This is a genomic window from Edaphobacter aggregans DSM 19364, assembly GCF_000745965.1.
Taxonomy (GTDB): Bacteria; Acidobacteriota; Terriglobia; order Terriglobales; family Acidobacteriaceae; genus Edaphobacter; species Edaphobacter aggregans.
This window is the reverse complement of record NZ_JQKI01000019.1, coordinates 1-16935: the sequence shown is the minus strand read 5'-3', so window position 1 is coordinate 16935 and position 16935 is coordinate 1. Positions and strand designations below refer to the sequence as shown.

General features: G+C 61.6%; 15 protein-coding genes and 1 pseudogene. 7 read left to right on the top strand and 9 right to left on the bottom strand.

The features are described 5' to 3' along the window. Positions 1 to 160 precede the first annotated feature (160 nt). Both purM and Q363_RS09710 read right to left on the bottom strand, forming a co-directional pair. Positions 161 to 1243, bottom strand: coding sequence for a phosphoribosylformylglycinamidine cyclo-ligase (purM, locus tag Q363_RS09715; protein WP_035349691.1), 1083 nt, complete (start codon positions 1241 to 1243; stop codon positions 161 to 163). A 157-nt stretch (positions 1244 to 1400) separates the two neighbouring features. After that, the gene (locus Q363_RS09710; protein ID WP_051978606.1) at positions 1401 to 1850 is read right to left on the bottom strand and encodes a thiol-disulfide oxidoreductase DCC family protein; all 450 of its coding nucleotides are present in this window, start codon (positions 1848 to 1850) and stop codon (positions 1401 to 1403) included. 133 nt (positions 1851 to 1983) lie between these two features. Here Q363_RS09710 and hemL point away from each other — a divergent pair, with 133 nt between their 5' ends. Then, a complete protein-coding gene (gene hemL / locus Q363_RS09705) occupies positions 1984 to 3273 on the top strand; it encodes a glutamate-1-semialdehyde 2,1-aminomutase (RefSeq protein WP_035349617.1) in 1290 nt (429 codons plus the stop codon). A 3-nt stretch (positions 3274 to 3276) separates the two neighbouring features. Here the strand turns inward: hemL and Q363_RS09700 are convergent, their stop codons facing one another. Further along, positions 3277 to 5760 carry an ABC transporter permease gene (locus Q363_RS09700; RefSeq protein WP_035349616.1) on the bottom strand — a complete coding sequence of 828 codons (2484 nt, stop codon included), beginning with the start codon at positions 5758 to 5760 and terminating at the stop codon, positions 3277 to 3279. A gap of 367 nt (positions 5761 to 6127) precedes the next feature. Between Q363_RS09700 and Q363_RS09695 the strand changes: the two genes are divergently transcribed. Then, entirely contained in the window at positions 6128 to 8314 is a 2187-nt protein-coding gene (locus tag Q363_RS09695) for a beta-glucosidase (protein ID WP_169746953.1), read from the top strand. 63 nt (positions 8315 to 8377) lie between these two features. Here Q363_RS09695 and Q363_RS43920 read toward each other — a convergent pair whose 3' ends face one another. The 4 genes from Q363_RS43920 to Q363_RS09675 all read right to left on the bottom strand — a co-directional run bounded on the left by Q363_RS43920 (position 8378) and on the right by Q363_RS09675 (position 11157). Beyond that, entirely contained in the window at positions 8378 to 9052 is a 675-nt protein-coding gene (locus Q363_RS43920; protein WP_035349614.1) for a PEP-CTERM sorting domain-containing protein, read from the bottom strand. Positions 9053 to 9293: 241 nt separating this feature from the next. After that, a complete protein-coding gene (locus Q363_RS09685) occupies positions 9294 to 9773 on the bottom strand; it encodes a hypothetical protein (RefSeq protein ID WP_035349689.1) in 480 nt (159 codons plus the stop codon). Between the two features lie 172 nt (positions 9774 to 9945). Continuing rightward, positions 9946 to 10308: a hypothetical protein gene (locus tag Q363_RS09680; RefSeq protein WP_245632139.1), complete on the bottom strand. Its 363-nt coding sequence runs from the start codon at positions 10306 to 10308 to the stop codon at positions 9946 to 9948. 93 nt (positions 10309 to 10401) lie between these two features. After that, the gene (locus Q363_RS09675; RefSeq protein ID WP_051978604.1) at positions 10402 to 11157 is read right to left on the bottom strand and encodes a polysaccharide deacetylase family protein; all 756 of its coding nucleotides are present in this window, start codon (positions 11155 to 11157) and stop codon (positions 10402 to 10404) included. A 172-nt stretch (positions 11158 to 11329) separates the two neighbouring features. On the opposite strand from Q363_RS09675, the gene Q363_RS09670 reads away from it, so the two are divergent. Then, positions 11330 to 11932, top strand: coding sequence for a hypothetical protein (locus tag Q363_RS09670; RefSeq protein ID WP_211256155.1), 603 nt, complete (start codon positions 11330 to 11332; stop codon positions 11930 to 11932). Between the two features lie 230 nt (positions 11933 to 12162). Then, entirely contained in the window at positions 12163 to 12996 is an 834-nt protein-coding gene (locus tag Q363_RS09665) for a porin family protein (RefSeq protein ID WP_157466704.1), read from the top strand. 179 nt (positions 12997 to 13175) lie between these two features. Here the strand turns inward: Q363_RS09665 and Q363_RS09660 are convergent, their stop codons facing one another. Next, entirely contained in the window at positions 13176 to 13619 is a 444-nt protein-coding gene (locus Q363_RS09660; RefSeq protein ID WP_035349611.1) for a hypothetical protein, read from the bottom strand. 467 nt (positions 13620 to 14086) lie between these two features. Here Q363_RS09660 and Q363_RS09655 point away from each other — a divergent pair, with 467 nt between their 5' ends. Together Q363_RS09655 and Q363_RS09650 are read left to right on the top strand one after the other, a co-directional pair. After that, positions 14087 to 14944, top strand: coding sequence for a hypothetical protein (locus tag Q363_RS09655; RefSeq protein ID WP_157466702.1), 858 nt, complete (start codon positions 14087 to 14089; stop codon positions 14942 to 14944). 340 nt (positions 14945 to 15284) lie between these two features. Further along, entirely contained in the window at positions 15285 to 15590 is a 306-nt protein-coding gene (locus tag Q363_RS09650) for a PRC-barrel domain-containing protein (protein ID WP_035349609.1), read from the top strand. Between the two features lie 234 nt (positions 15591 to 15824). On the opposite strand, the gene Q363_RS09645 is transcribed toward Q363_RS09650, so the two are convergent. Next, positions 15825 to 16343 carry a hypothetical protein gene (locus tag Q363_RS09645; RefSeq protein ID WP_051978603.1) on the bottom strand — a complete coding sequence of 173 codons (519 nt, stop codon included), beginning with the start codon at positions 16341 to 16343 and terminating at the stop codon, positions 15825 to 15827. A gap of 259 nt (positions 16344 to 16602) precedes the next feature. On the opposite strand from Q363_RS09645, the pseudogene Q363_RS09640 reads away from it, so the two are divergent. Further along, positions 16603 to 16935: pseudogene (locus Q363_RS09640) on the top strand (transposase); the annotation flags it as partial.

Sequence of the window (16935 nt, the reverse complement as noted above, 5' to 3'; positions counted from 1 at the left end):
ACAAATGACGTAGCCCACACACTGCCGCGTCTTGCCACAACAATGTCATTCTGAGGGAGACCCGCCCAACGGGTGGGTTGACCGAAGAACCCCCGCATTTCGCTCGTCAGGCCCAGCGGCTCTCCCGAGGTCACCGCGCCCGTACCGCGACACAAACAGCCTAGTTGTAACTGACCTTCCGCTCCCCGCGAACAATCCGCCCCATGATATGAAACCGCTCGTTCGCCCGGTTCAGGATCGCCTTCGCCTTCTTCACCTTCTCCGCCGGAACCACCGCAATCAGCCCGATCCCCATATTGAACGTCCTGAGCATCTCATCCTGCTCCACGTTCCCCAGCTTCTGCAGGTGCTCAAACAGCGGCGGAACCTGCCACGACGCCAGATCCACCTGCGCGCCCATGCCCTTCGGAATAATCCGCGGCAGATTCTCCGTAATCCCTCCGCCCGTGATGTGCGCCATCCCGCTCACCACCTCGCCCGCCGTCAGCTTCTTGATGATCGCCAGATAACTCCGGTGCACCCGCATCAGCGCCGCGCCTGTCTTGTCCTTCAGCTCGTTCACGTACTGCTCCGGCCCGTACTTCGCCACCTCGAACAGCAGCTTCCGCGCCAGCGAGTACCCATTCGTGTGCAGACCGTTCGAAAGCAGCCCGATCAGCACATCGCCCACCTCGATCCCATCGCCCGTGATGATCTTCTCCCGGCTCACCGCGCCAATAATCGTCCCCGCGAGATCATACTCACCATCGGCATAGAACCCCGGCATCTGCGCCGTCTCTCCGCCGATCAGCGCGCAGCCGTTCGCCCTGCACGCATCCGAGATCCCCTGCACCACCGTCTCCACCACCGAGTTGTCCAGCTTCCCCGTCGCCAGGTAGTCCAGAAAGAACAGCGGCGAAGCGCCCTGCACCGCAATATCGTTCACGCAGTGGTTCACCAGGTCCTGCCCCACCGTGTGGTGAATCCCCAGGTCGAACGCCACCTTCAGCTTCGTCCCCACACCATCGGCCGACGACACCAGCACCGGGTTCGGATACTTCGCAAGATCCAGCGCAAACAGCCCGCCGAAGCCGCCAATCTCGCTCAGCACCTGCTTGTTGAACGTCTTCCGCGCCAGCATCTTGATGCGGTGCTTTGACTTATCCGCCGCCGAGATGTCCACGCCCGCATCGGCGTAGCTGATCTGCTTGCCCTTCGCTGTTGCCGGGCGCGCGTTCGCCCCCCCACTCTGCTGCTTTCGCATCTCTTCGGTCGTGGTCGCAGGCGTTGAAGTGGGGGGATTCTCCGGCAAGGTTCTCTCCAGGGGGGAATTGTGCAAAAACACAGAGGTTTCCAGTCTAGCAGCACACCCCCGCCCCGCGCGTGGAATCCCGAGTGAACGGCAGCCTCCGCGCACCGCCCTAACTCTTTGCATCCTCAAAGCCAACAAACCGCTGCCTCTCCGCCGCGCTCGGAACCGGACAGACCGCATATCGCCCAAACACCCTGTACCTCACCCGCGCCACCAACCCATACCCCCACTCGCGCAACCCACGCGGAACCCACCGCAGCGCCTGCCCCAGCACGGTCCACCCGCCGCCCAGCAGCACCAGCGCCTCCGCCACCGCATCCGACCGCCGCCAGACCCTCTGCGCCGGCCCCAGCGCATCCATCACCAGCACCACGCCGTCCACTCCCTCGTTCGAGCCCGCAAGCTCCCGCGCCACCGCACTCTGCAACGGAGCAAACCGAAACATCCCCACCGCATCCCTCTTCAAACAAAACCGAACCACCCCATTGCAGAGCGCACACACGCCGTCATACAACACCACCGGCTGCCCCGCAATCCTCGCGCGCTCCGCCTCCGTCATCACCGCTCCTTTGCCCCACAATGGTCATCCCGACTGAAGCAGCGCAGCTTCATCGCGCTGCGCAGCGGAGGGACTGCTTCTCAACCGATACCCTTCGCCAACCCATGCTCACCACACTTCTATACTTAACCAGATGCCTCTCTCCCACAGCCGATCCCACCTCCTCCAGCAACGCGCCGAGTCCCTCTTCCCCGGCGGAGTCAACTCCCCCGTCCGCGCCTTCCGCTCCGTCGGCGGTGAGCCGCCCTTCCTCACCCACGCCGAAGGCGCCTACCTCTACGATGAGGACGGCAACCGCTACCTCGACCTCTTCGGCTCCTGGGGCCCCATGATCCTCGGCCACGCCTTCCCCCCCGCCGTCGAGGCCATCCGCCAAGCCGCAGGCCGCTCTGCCTCCTTCGGAGCCTCCACCGCCGCCGAAGCCCAGCTGGCCTCCCTCGTCCACCAGTGCTTCCCCTCCGTCGAAAAGCTCCGCTTCGTCTCCTCAGGCACCGAGGCCTGCATGTCCGCCATCCGCCTCGCCCGCGGATTCACCAACCGCAACTTCGTCATCAAGTTCGAGGGCTGCTACCACGGCCACTCCGACGCCATGCTCGTCAAAGCAGGCTCCGGAGTCGTAACCCTCGGGATCCCCGGCTCCGCAGGTGTCCCTCCCGAGACCGCGATGCACACCCTCGCCCTCCCCTTCAACGACCTCGAGGCCGTCCGCGCCGCCTTCGCCGCCCGCCCCGACGAGATCGGCTGCGTCATCGTCGAGCCCATCGTCGGCAACGCCGGAACTATCCCCCCCGCGCCCGGCTACCTCGAAGGCCTCCGCGAGATCACCCGCCAGCACGGCGCCCTCCTCATCCTCGACGAGGTCATGACCGGCTTCCGCGTCACCCTTGGCGGAGCCCAGCGCCTCTACAACATCCAGCCCGACCTCACCACCCTCGGCAAGATCATCGGCGGCGGCCTCCCCTGCGGAGCCTTCGGCGGACGCGCCGACATCATGAATCACCTGGCCCCCCTCGGCCCCGTCTACCAGGCCGGAACCCTCAGCGGAAACCCCCTCGCCATGGCCGCCGGCATCGCCACCCTTCAGCACCTCATCGACAACGAGCAGACCATCTACCCGCAGCTCGACCGCACCACCGCTGACATCGCAAACAGCGTAGCTAGCATCGCCTGCGAGCGCAACATCCCCCTCACCACCAACCAGGTCGGCTCCATGTTCACCTGGTTCTTCACCGTGAACCCCGTCACCGACTTCGCCTCCGCCGCCACCTCCGACACCGCCGCCTTCGGCCGTTTCCACCGCGCCATGCTCGAACACGGGGTCTGGCTCCCGCCCAGCCAGTTCGAAGCCGCCTTCGTCTCCACTGCCCACGCCCCCGAAGACGTGGCCTTCCTCCTCAACGCCGCACGCACCGCGCTCAGCTAAGGACTACTCCGTCCGCAACGCCACCACCGGCTCGATCCGCGAAGCCCTGCGCGCCGGCAGATAGCTCGCCGCCACTCCGCAAATCGCCAGCAGCGCCGCCACGGCCAACGCAGCCACAACGTCGTACCCGTTGAACCGGTAGCCCAGCCACGCCGTCAGCAGCCTTCCCGAAGCACCCATCAGCAGCATCCCCAGCCCAAACCCCACGGCCAGCAGAACCAGCGCATGCCGCAGCACCAGCCACACAATCGATTCGCGCTGCGCCCCCAACGCCAGCCTTACACCAAGCTCTCGCGTCCGCTGGCTCACCGAGTACGCCAGCAACCCATAAATTCCTGCCACTGCAATCACCAGTCCCGCCAGCGCAAACAGCCCTAGCAGTCGTGCCGCCAGAACCTGGTTCCCCAGCGAGTCATCCACCACCTGCTGCATACTCTCCACGTGGTTCAGCACGGCGTCAGGCTGCATGTCATGCACAATCCGCCGCAGATCACGCGTCACTACCTCCGACGGCAACGGCGACCGTACCGCCACGTTCATGTAAAAGTTTCCGAGGATCGGATACAGCTCGTCCTGCGGCAACAACTGCGCCAGGTTGTAGTGAATCTCCGGCAGCGGCGCCTGTCCCAGGCTCTTCTGCGGGCTGTCGTCCACCACTCCCACAATCGTCGACCACTGCCTCTCGCCCGCATCATTCATCCGCACCTGCTGCCCGATCGGATCCTCGTTCGGCAGAAACCGCTTCACAAACGTGCGATTCACAATCGCTGTCGGCGGCGCGTTCGCCGAATCTGTCGCCGCAAACAACCGGCCCTGCAGCAACCGAATCCCCATTGTGCCGAAGTACTCCCCCGTCGTCGCCCGCGCCTGCGCATCCGCATGCACCGAGCGCTCGAACTTCGGATGATGGTTCAGCTCCACCGTCATGTTGAAGTCCCACCCGCCCTGCAGCGGACGCACCGTCGTCAGCCCCGCCGACTGCACACCCGGCAGCGCCCTTACCTTCTCCAGCAGCGGCTCATAGAACGTCTGGATCATCGACGCCCGCTTCTCCGGAGATGCCGTCGTGAAGAACAACCCCGCAGCGTGGTTCGGCAGATAAATCTCTCCCGTCGTCACCTCGCTCGCCACAAATCCCACCCGCGTGTGCCGCAGCGAGATGAGCGTCCGCACCATCAGCGAAGCCGCCACCAGCAGCGTCAGCGTCAGCGCAATCTCCCCCACCACCAGCCCGTCCCTCCAACGCGTCTGCTGCTTACTCACTCCCGTCGCCGCCGCGCCATCGCGCAAACCCTCCTGCGGAGAGACCTTCGACGCATGCAGCGCCGGCAGCAACCCAAACACCACCGCCGACACGCACGACGCAAGGAACAGATACAGGCACACTTTGTAATCGATATGAATCTGGTCGCCGAAGATGATCGCAGTCGCCAGGTACCTCTTCAGCAACGACAGCGAGAAGGCCGCAAGCAACAGCCCTAGCGCTCCGCCAGCCACGCTCAGCAAAAAGCTCTCCGTAAGGAACTGCTGGACCAACCTTCCCCGCTGCGCTCCGAGAGCAGCCCTCACGGAAATCTCGCGTCGACGATTATTTCCTCGCGCCAGCAGCAGTCCCGCCACGTTCGCGCACGCAATCAACCACACCGCAAACACCGCACCATCCAGCGCAAGAATCGCCGGTCGCACCGAGCCCGTCACCACTTCGGCATAGCTCTGCACCTGTACCGGATTCACGCTCTCTTCCTTCGGATACTCGTGCCGCAGCTGCTCATGAATCGAGTTCATCTCCCGCCGCGCATCCTCGATCGTCACGCCCGGCCGCAGTCTCCCAATCACACTCAGCACAGCCGAGCCACGCTCCTGCATAGCCTTGTCTTCAACCGGCAGCGGAGTCCAGATCGCGCTATCGCCCGTGTTCGCCGGAAACGCAAAGCCATCCGACATCACCCCGATCACCGTATGCGGAACTCCGTTCACCGAAACCGTCCGGCCGACGATCTCGCGGTCGCCGTGATAAAACTCGCGCCACAGAGCCGCCGTCAGCACCACCACCGCCGTGTGGCCGGCCTCGCTGTCGGCCGGTACAAACGTCCTGCCCATCAGCGGCCGCGACTCCAGCAACTCAAACAGGTTCGCGCTCGAAACGATCTGCGGAATCAGCTTTGGATTGTCCGTTCCGCCTAGCGTCGGCACCTGTTCCGTGAAGTACGCGATCTGCTCGAACGAATGACTCCGCGCCTTCCAGTCCCGTATATCTGGCAGCGAAGTCGGCGCAAAGCTGCCACTCTCCGTCCGCACCGCCATCTGCACCACTTCGTTCGCGCGCGGAAACGGCATGGCCCGCAGCAGAACCTGGTCAACGACCGAGAACATCGCCGCATTGATTCCAATTCCCAGCGCCAGCGTAAGAATCGTGGTCAGCGCAAACACAGGCGTATTGCGAAGCTGGCGAAGTCCATATTGCAAGTCCTGAAGCAGGGAACGCATCGGCATCTCCAAAGAAACAGTTCACGAAACTGCATGCAGGCTTCCCTAACCGCCTCGCCCAAACGCCATGCAATCATATACTTGCTCTCAATAACCCACCTATGACTGTTCAGATTCGCAACACCGTGTCCGGGAATGGACATCTCGCGCGCTCTCCGAACCCAGGCCGGCAAGGCCCAAATAATCTTAGACAAACGTTTGACTAAACCACTATAGTGAATACGCTCAACAGAAATTCTCATCAAAAATCGCTTCAAGGGTGACCGTCGATCAGCCTCTCTTGCCTGACCACACAGTTCAACCCAGAGGGAAATCAATGCAGATGCGTTCGTCCAACTGGCGCCTTTCACTCGCATTAGGCGCAGCAATGCTCTTCGCACCAACCCTGCCCATGCACGCCCAGACCCCCGCCGCGCCTGGCCCCCGCCCCTGGATGAACACCTCCCTCTCCCCCGACCAGCGCGCCGAGCTCGTCCTCAAGCAGCTCACCCTCGACGAGAAGATCGGCCTCCTCCACGGCAACGGCATGGCCCACGCCTCCCAGTGGCAGATGCCCCTGACTTACCTCTCCAACGGCGGCGCCGGAATGACCGCCGGCATCCCCCGCCTCGGCATTCCCAACATCTACATGTCCGACGCCTCCTACGGCGTCCGCGACTCCGGAGCAAACGGCCGCTACTCCACCGCCCTCACCTCGGCGCTCGGCTCCGCCTCCAGCTGGAGCGCCGAGGCCGCCTGCCAGTACGGCACCCTCATCGGCCGCGAGCTTCGCGCCCAGGGCTACAACATGACCCTCGGCGGCGGAACCAACCTCACCCGCGAGCCCCGCAACGGACGCACCTTCGAATACCTCGGCGAAGACCCGCTCCTCGCCGGAACCCTCGTAGGCAACCGCATCAAGTGCGAGCAGGCACAGCACGTCATCGGCGACATCAAGCACTACGCCCTCAACGACCAGGAGACCGGACGCAACATCGTCGACGTCAAGATCTCCCACCGCGCCATGCAGGAGTCCGACCTCCTCGCCTTCCACATCGGAATCCAGATCGGCAATCCCGCCGCCGTCATGTGCTCCTACAACCGCATCAACTCCGACTACGCCTGCGAGAACAAATACCTCCTCACCGACGTCCTCCGCAAACAGTGGCACTTCCCTGGCTTCGTCCTCTCCGACTGGGGCGGAACCCACTCCACCGAAAAAGCCTCCGCCGCCGGCCTCGACAACGAGCAGCCTCTGGCCGACTTCTTCGGCCCCAAACTCAAAGAGGCCGTCGAAGCCAACCGCGTTCCCGCCTCTGAGATCGACGACCACGCCCGCCGCATCCTCCGCTCCATGTTCCTCTCAGGAGTCGTCGATCACCCCATCGAAAAATCCGTCGTCGACATCGAAGGTCACCTCGACATCGCCCAGCACATCGAAGAACAGAGCATCGTCCTGCTCAAGAACGACAACTCCATCCTCCCGCTCGACGGCACGAAGCTCCACACCATCGCCCTCATCGGCGCACACGCCGACGTCGGCATGATCTCCGGCGGTGGCTCCGCGCAGGTCGATCCTCCCGGCGGCAACGTCATCGCCCCCGAAGGCCACCGCGGGACCCACTGGCAGGATCACATCTGGTTCCCCACCTCACCCCTCAAGGCCCTCAAAGCCGCGCTCCCCAACGCAAAGATCGACTTCAACTCCGGCACCGACCCCGCCGCCGCAGCCGCCTTCGCCAAATCCGCCGACGTCGCCATCGTCTTCGCCCACCAGTGGACCGCCGAGGGCATGGACCTCCCCAGCCTCTCACTCCCCGACAACCAGGACGCGCTCATCGCCGCCGTCGCCGCCGCCAACCCCCGCACCATCGTCGTCCTCGAGACCGGCACCGCCGTCACCATGCCCTGGCTCCCCAACGTCGCCGGAGTGGTCGAGGCCTGGTACGCCGGCTCCCGCGGCCACATCGCCCTCGCCAACGTCCTCACTGGAGCCGTCAACCCCTCCGGCAAACTCGCCATGACCTTCCCGCGCTCCGAGCAGGACCTCCCCCACCCCACCATCCCGCCGCTCGCGAAGGAAGACCGCGGCGCTGGCTCCGGAGCCGTCAACGACCGCGCCCGCCCCGCCTCCCGCTACTCCGTCACCTACGACGAGGGCGCAAAGGTCGGCTACAAGTGGTACGAGTCCGAGAACAAGCAGCCGCTCTTCCCCTTCGGCTACGGCCTCTCCTACACCGCCTACGCCTACTCCAACCTCAAGACCAACAGCGCGGCCCGCAGCGTCACCTTCACCGTGACGAACACCGGCAAGCGTCCCGGCACCGAGATCGCCCAGGTCTACGCCACGCTCCCCCAGCAATCCGGCGAGACCTTCAAACGCCTCGCTGGCTTCGAGAGCGTCACCCTCGCCCCCGGCGAATCCAAAACCCTCACCATCCCCCTCAACCCCGACGTCCTCTCCATCTTCGACGAGCAAAAAGAAGCCTTCCAACTCCTCCCCGGCACCTACAAAATCACCGCCGGTCCCTCCTCCGCCGACACACCTTTACAAGGCACCCTCAACCTCCAATAGCCATAAAAGACGAACGCCCACTCGCTCGAGTGGGCGTTGGCACAGACTCGTGCAGAAATCTCCCTACCGCGCGAGTCTCCTCCTGATCGCACCCGCAACACTCGCAAGCCCCGTCCCCAGAAGAGCCAGAGTCGACGGCTCAGGAATCACCCCGGACGGCGGCGGCACGACCGGCTCCAGCGTCGTCAGCCCCTCCAGCGTTCCGCCCTCGGCCGTCGCCCGAACGAACTCCGTGGCGTTCGTCTGGACCAGCATGAACGCCGGACGCTGGCTGCCATACACCGGATCGATGATCACCGGATTCGCAAAGTAAAACGTGATCAAGTCTCCCGTCGCGTCACGCCCGATCGTCGTCGGAGGGGTGCCGCCGTACCCAAACCCGAAACCGTATCCCGCATCCGTGTCCAATCCCCCAAAGCCCCCCACCGTAAACGCATCGATCTGACCGGAGGTGATTCCACCCAGCCCGAACATGAAGTCGAGGCACCCTGCGCAGTAGACATTCGCCGGATCGGAGAAAACATAAGTCGCATAATTTGCGCTGAACCCGCCACCGCTCACCACACCGTTGTAAAAACCGACCTCATGCAGAAACGGCTGTCCCGGAGGCCCCTCCGGAAGAGGAACCTGCGACGCCGGAATCACACTTCCGGGAAGCAGCGTATCCCCCTTCGCAAACGGCAAACAAAGCAGGGCAGCAACACCCAGAACGAACACGTTCCTTCCAAGTCTGACCATGGCTCTCCCTCCTCTTGCAACCACCGGTGAGTGTTACGAAACGTGCAATTTCTCCTCCAATTCAACGGAACTAGACATAGACGCCCATCGCCCTGAGCCTCAGCCCCTTACCGCAAATCCGCGACGCCCCGAACCTGCGAAGATCTCTTCAACGTTGCAAGGAAATGCAGGCAATGTGCGGCAATTTGCCACATTGCTTCACCAAACACGCAGCAAGCGTGCACCAGCCCGACTCATCACCTCACGCAGCCAGCCCCAGCGTCGAGTTGACCCTCGCAATCGCGGCCTTCTCTTCCTCCGAGACCAGCGTCCCTCCAAACCCCAGGAATCCGCCCTCCTTCGCCGCCTCCGCCGTCTGCTGCGCAATCGTCCCCAGCCAAGGCTTCAGCTCCGCCGCCTCCTCCGGAGTGGCCTTCTTCTCCAGCAGCTCCGACGTCCGCCGCAGAATCTCCGTCGCCGCATCCTGCACCGCCTTCGGCGAGGCCCCGGGAGGCGCCTTCGGAATCGACATCGACGTCTTCATGTCCTCCGCCAACTCCTTCAACAGCCGAGTCTTCCCTGAACCCGCGGCCTCCAGAATCATCCGCCCCATCGCCGCCGACTCCTGCATCATCCCCAACGGCCCGCTTGGGCTTGCAGCCACAACAAGCATCCCTGCCATCATCGGCGCCGCACGCAGGAGGTCCCACTCCTCCGCGCTGTAATCCGCCTTCCTGCTCATAAGGGACGTCCTCTCCAGCCACCCGCAAGAGACGCGCACCGCGGGGGCCCTTCGGAATTCGTCAGCCTCAGGATAGAAGTTTGGCCCGCCGCTATCGCCGACGCAAAGAAGCCTAGCCAGCCCCATAGACCCATGTCAACTCAGCCGCCATGAACCTCAGAACAAAAAAACTCTACCGGGAGACCTTCTCGATCACAAGAGCGTGCGACCCGTTCCGCTCATACGCCTTCCCCGTAACCGTCACCCGCTCGCCCGCATAGGGCAGCAGCTTCGGGTTCTGCGAAGCCGAAGGCGTCTTGCCGTCGATCGGCAAAAAGATCGTCCCATCCTCCCGCAGAATCACCAGCGGAGATCCATTCTTTGCGCACTCCTTCGCACACGCCACCCCAATCGGCTTCTCCAGCCCCTTCTTGTAAGCGCACGCCGAATCGATCACCCAACCCGACACCGTAACGGTCGACGGCTCCGAGGCGTATACAGGGGCTAACAGCGCACTCGCCAGCAAAACAAGCGATCCACGAACTATACCCGTCATCGCACACCTCCACAGCCCTACCGGCCAGACCCACAACTATATACCGCCGGAGTCCCGGTCGCCCCCGTTACGCCCGAACCGCCTGTTCGATCCTCACCCCCACGCATCCACCCCCACAAACCTCGCCCCCGCGCACCTCTCCACCAGCATCTGCGTCGCCCGCACCGTCTCCATCCGAGCCGCCCCCAGCCCCGTGTGCCCCCCGTCGTGCAGCAGAATATTCGACCCCAGCCCCGCCCGCCGGTTCCGCGCGACCCCCTTCTCCACACTCCCCGCAATCTCCGCCGCCCCCACCGGCCGCCAGTCGTACCCCATCGCGTTCCACTGCACCGGAACCATCCCCATCTCGCGCACCACTCGCAGCACCACCGGCCGCCGCGCACCATGCGGAGCGCGAAAGTACCGCACCCGCTCCCCCAACACATCCTCGATCGCTGCGCTCGCTCCCGCAATCTCCTCGCGAATCCTCCGCTCCGTCTGCCACGCCAGCCACGGATGCGTCATCGTGTGATTCCCCACCAGGTGTCCCGCCGCGCGAATCTCCCGCACCATCTCCGGACACTGCCGCACAAACCCGCCGATAAGAAAGAACGTCGCCCTTACCTCCGCCCGCGCCAAAGCCTCCAGCAGCAGCGGAGTCACCGCCGGATTCGGCCCATCGTCATACGTCAAACAGATCTCATCCGGCCTCTTCGGAGCCACCAGCGTCCTGCCAAACATCTGCGATCCCGCAGACAGCGCCGCCCACGTCAGCGTGCCCCCAACCGCCACCGCCGCCAGCCCAGTCGCTACACCCGCCGCCAGCTCTGCACTCGTCTCCACGTACCCAACAGCCTCTACCCCAATCATCTCACCCGCCGACGATCTCGCTCAAAGACGAACGCAGGACATCTTTATTGAAAATCGAATTGAGAATCGAGGTATTCTCGGGGCCATCATGCTCCCGTTAAGCCTCCTCCTGATGCTCTTCCTGCAACCATCTGCGGTACAGTCATCTGGTCCTGGCGGTCTGACATGCGGTGTGCCAGACGCCCAGACCATCCCTCTTCGCAGCAGCGCAGGCTTTACCGCCATCCTCAAAATGCACAGCGAAGATGACCACAGCAAGGAGAGCCACCTCTGCGCAGCCGATTACATCCTGGAGATCTCGCGTCCGGATGGTTCGGCCATCCCGCCTGACAACTACTTCACCAGCGATGACGATTGGGGCCGGCCGATCGCATTCCGCATCGACGGATTCTCTCCGGATGGCCACCATGTGTTCGTCTTCATCCTCGAAGGGTCCCACCCCGGCTGGATCGAAGCGATGGAGTACGACATGACCTCAGGCGCAATATCGAAGGATGTCTCCCTCGATCGGCACTTCACACGCCGCCTCAGCCGTGCCTGTGCCGCGACGCTGCACATCGCCGGAACTTCTCCCGCAGGCCGTATGGTACTCGGAACCTCTGCGAAGGATGGGTGTCCCCGCACCGATCTGTACCAGCTTAGCCCCAACAGATACAAAGGCAGCCTGACAGGCGGAGCGGTACTCCCTCAGTCCCCTGAGAAGCTGCCGGCCGGCACCAGGCTTACGACACTCGACCCCGGCAGCCCGGTGCAGCCCATCGCGAAAATCCAATGACTTTAACACCAGGCAGCACAAATACCTTTGGCTCGTCCGCACGCCAAAATCCTGTTCGCCAATCATCTCAACCATGCCACCCGATGTCTCGCCCCCCCAAGTGACACCGGCCGCCGCGCATGAGATCATTCCTCACCTGCAATCGAGTACGTTTCATTGCTCCGGGCCCCTTGCAATGCAGCTCCTGGTTGACGCAGAACGGAAATAAGACCGGGACGCAGGGAGACACAATGAAATCATGCGGTGCCGTGTGCCTTCTGACCTTCGCCACTTCGCTGGCTGTTCTATGCGTTCACTCAAGTGCTCAGCAGCCAGTAAATCTGGTCTCCCCGGACCAGACAGCAAGCACTCCTCCTCCCCCAAACGCAGCTTCCGCAGACGACGATAAATGGCACGTCGTAATCGCCCCCTATCTTTGGTTTGCCGGCATGCACGGTACCATCGGCGGGCGCGGCTACACCACCAGCGTCCACGCCAGTTTCGGCGATATTTTTGACTATCTCAACATCGGCCTGATGGCTGCCGTTGAGGCTCGCAAAAACCGCATCCTGTTGCCTCTCGATTTCATGTGGATGAAGCTCTCCGACGACAGGGGGCTTCCGTTAAGCCCAGATCCCAACATCATCACCTCGATCAAGGTGAAAGTGAACCAGACCATGCTGACCCCCAAGGTCGGCTACCGGCTTGTCGATAACGAAAAGCTGAAGGCCGACGCTCTGGTCGGCTTCCGCTACTTTCATCTGGGGAACAACTTCAGCTTCCAGCCATCCGGCCTGCTAGGCGACCGCTCCGTGTCGGCAGACTGGGCCGACGTAGTCGCGGGAGCCAGGTTCACCATGCCGCTCTCACCCAAGGCTGAGATCACGATCCTGGGCGATGCGGGCGGCGGGGGAGCGGATCTGGACTACCAGTTCGCGGCCCTGCTCGGCTACCGCATCAAGCCGAAGATCGCCATTCAGGCGGGCTGGCGCTATCTGGATGTGAATTACCGCCCCAGTTCCACTTTTGTCTATGACATCGCCTCAAGTGGACTGCTGCTGGGCGTCACCTTCAACGTCAAATAACCCACACCAGCCTGCCCCCGAGGGATTTGCCCCCTGAACAGATACCGTGGACACGTATTCATGGGACGACATTTTCGGCTTGTCTACATCGGTGTGCGTTACCGCGTGCGGAGTAATGCAATTCACAGAAAAATGGTGACGCATCCCTGAGAATGGAAACGCCGCCAGGACCTGGCCAGCTACTTCAAGGTAATGTCGCGTGTCAGGATACTGGCGATTACTCGTGCATTTTGCACACGCTTGTCGATCACCTGCTGCTCCTTGCTCTTGTCGCCATACTGCTGCATCCGGAGATCAAGAACTTTTTGTGCGAGGCCGTCGAGGGCCGCGAAGTTCTTATAGCTGAGGCTGAACCCAATGTCCCAGTCTTCTGGATTGGCTCTCGTAGTGTTCAGGAAGATGCTGTAGTTTTCAATCAACCCGGCCTTCTTTTCCGCCTCCCAGATCGGTTTGACATTAGCTTTCAGGTCCTCCATGAACGCGTTGAAATGTCCGGGCAATATTCGGATCAACGTGACCCGAGTGACTCCCCCTTCGGTGTATTGGTCTTGTGGCACTGCAGTGGCGACTGACAACAAAGAGAGACAGAGTACTGCAACAGCGAACCGGATAGTTTGCTTCATAGCACCATTGACCTCCTTGAAATTGAATTCCGCGGAGTCTAATTGATTCCGTAGGCTGCCGTAAAGACCGCAACAAGGCGATGTCATAGAGCATGCCGGGTGCCCCATACATGACGCGGCCCATCGCGGCAAGTGGGATTCGCGCGCAAGCGCGACCGCCTCTGGGTACGCCAAGCCTTCAGGCTTGGCCCTCTCTCATCGCCCCAAAAGAAAGGGGGCTTTAGAGGGTGCTGAAAAATCCCGTCTTGCTTAAGGGCACGGCTTCAGCCGTGCCCTTAACTGCCTTGTTTTGAACGCGGCTTTAGCCGCTGAGGTCAGGTCTTTCGCCGAGAGCCACAACTTTTCAGCACCCTCTTTAGCCCCTGGGGTATCCATCAATCAACAGCCAACACAATGGTCTGCGCCGGGAATAACTCTCGATGTGCGGTGTTCTTAACTACAATCTGATTTTTCTAAGGGCACCTCAAATGGCTACCGTCACTCCCGCGGCTGGCAAGCATGCGCATCCGTATAGACATAGCGTCCCAACACTTGATAGACATAGCATCCCAACCCTTGCAGCGATTGGGTTTCTGGCCTACTACGTGGTGACGATGTGTCACGAGGTCCTTGGGCATGGTGTAGCGTTTTATATGCTCGGCGCGCACCATTTCGTCTTGACCTCAACGTCGATCGATTCATCTGACACGCTCGCTGCCATCGCTCCGGGAACCTCGGGTTATCGCTTCATCAATGCAGCCGGGTCACTCTCCACGATTCTCCTCGGCATCTTGCTATATCCATTGCTTATTCTTACGCTGCGTGAGCGGGCAGACATTACACTCCGTATTTTTCTTTGGCTGGTAGTCGCGGTGGGCATCTTCCATGGTTGCTGCTACATCATTTACTCGGGGCTCGCGGGCGTGGGCGACTGGAAAGAAGTGATAGCATTCTGGCCCCATCAGACATTCCTTCGTGTTCTTGAGGTCGTCTTCGGCACACTGATCTGCACTGGTGTTGTGCGCTTCTTTGCTGCGCTCTTTAGCACGTTCCCCGAGAGCCTCACCCGAATCGCTCTGGTCCCATACGCTTCGGCAACGTTCATCTTCTGTCTTGCGGGCCTTCGGATCCCAAACGGAAGATATCTAATGCTCATCTCCGTGCTGCCCGCAAGCCTGATGGGGCAGGCCATCCTTCTCTTTGTCACGCCGGTCGCTCGCAGGCTTCGCAAAGAATCAGCACCGGAAGAAGTCGTTCCCACCAGTCCTACCGCTCTTTTCTTTGCAGCCGTGTTCATAGTGATTATCTTCCTGACGGCACCAGGCGTTCACTTCATGATCCCGTAATGCCCCCAAAAAGGCCTGTCTCGCCGAGTTCTGTTGCAAAATGCCTTCGTTTCTGAGCCGCAATCGGGTTTCTCGAAGGGTGGTGTGGCGATTTCGCGTCAACTGAGCCCCCGAGCGGCGAGTTCGTCGGCTGAGATAGGCAACGGCCCTGCCCGTGTCAGGGCTTGCGTGCCTCTTGCTTGACTCGGCACTGTTCCCGAAGTGCCCGAGCCCCCAAGGACGTTCTTGCGGCAGCGGGCTACCGCAAAACTGCATGCCATAGCAAGGAGAGGTGTACACTCTGCGCATTGCCCAGGCGCGGTGAGTTTAGGCATTCATTGCTCATATAGGCGGTTCGACGATGCAGGTTTCCGATGAACACCTCCGAGGACGAACAGTAATTGCGGCTGACGGACAGACGATCGGCGAAGTGGCTGCTCTGTTTATCGACACCTCCACATGGATTATCGTCGCGCTGCAGATCAAATTGAGTAAGTCGGTCGCCGAGCAACTCGGTGCTGCCCGGGGCCTACTCCGCGCTGCCACACTCGATTTACCTGTCCGAATGGTCCAGTCGGTAGGGGATGCTGTCCTCCTATCTGTTCCGACACCGGAACTGCGGCAGACTCTTCCGGACGCCGCCGAACGGAACGAGGAAAAGTCTTAACTCCTCAAAAATGGTCCGCGACCCTTCCCTTACCGCTTTGGGGGTGTCACGGAAACCGACCCGAACTCAGGCCGCAGCGAGTAAGGTCCGTGTAGCCGGTCACCCTCCCAGAACTTCAGAGTCCAAAATTCCGACCGCAGTGTTCGGTGACTGACTCGGCGATGATGCGCTCATAGAGCGGCTTTCACGGGTAATCCCCCGAGTTGCCGAAAACGCGGAGGTCAGCAACCCCGTTTAATCTCTCGAAAGCTCGCAAATCCAGTTCACTTCCCAGGTCTTGCCCCCGTCGGGCGAGAACGACTGCTCCATCCGCGCCGATCGCGGCGAAATATTCAGCCAGACGTAGCGAACGAGAATCGCCCGTCCTTTATAGTCCTCCTGGTCAAAAAACTCTCCCCGATTCCCGGTGAACTGACCGACGACTGGCGGAAGGCTGAGCACACCTTTGTCGACGTCGAGCAAATAGATGCTCCACTGGTGCGATTGCGGGTTGTAGACCCTTAATGTCTGCGCCTTGATGTGAAGGTGCTTCACGGGGTTGTCAACTTCGAACTCCTCGAAGTTGGCATTGCTATCCAGAATTTTCTTGTGGTTCGATATGCCATCGTAATCGACCCAGGCGTTCGAGCCATTGAGTCGATCAGGGAGCCGCCGTACGTGCGCCTTCCAGTCTCCGATCAGGAAGTCGAAGTCATGCGCTCCATCGCGCTCCGCCTTCACCGGAGGCGGCACATTCGGGGACGCGGCTTGCATTGGTTGCGCTCGAGCGAGACAAAACGAAAAAAGTCCGGCCGCCAGTACCGCGCTGCAAAGCTTAGTCATCTGCTTTAACGTCATGTCTCCTCCTAAGAGCCCTTCGACGCTGAACAGCCAGAAAGCTGAACGCCCACAATCTCTCGCCAAGTGCGTCCACCTAGCTTACATGCTGGCCAATTCTGCGCTTGGATGAGAGCCTATCCGTCTCCGCAACGGTCCCAACCTGGCGTCACTTGTGGCTCCTCTCCCGAGTGGTGAGCGGATTGCTTCGAGCGATGCCGCTTGCGTCAGGCTGCGTCAGATCCCAGGCATCGGACCGTTAGTGGCGACGGCGATCGTGGCTTCGATTGGCAACGGCGGAGCCTTCCGCAAGGGACGCGAGTTCGCGGCTTGGATGGGCCTGGTGCCCAAGCAGCACTCGACAGGCGGCAAGGCGAAGCTATATGGAATTAGCAAACGCGGCAACCTCTACCTCCGCAAGATCTTGATCCATGGTGCTCGTGCTGTGGTGTTGCGATCGAAGCGAGACCGCATCGCGATGGGTGCATGGATGACGGCGCTGGAGATGCGAGCGCCGCGTAACGTGTTG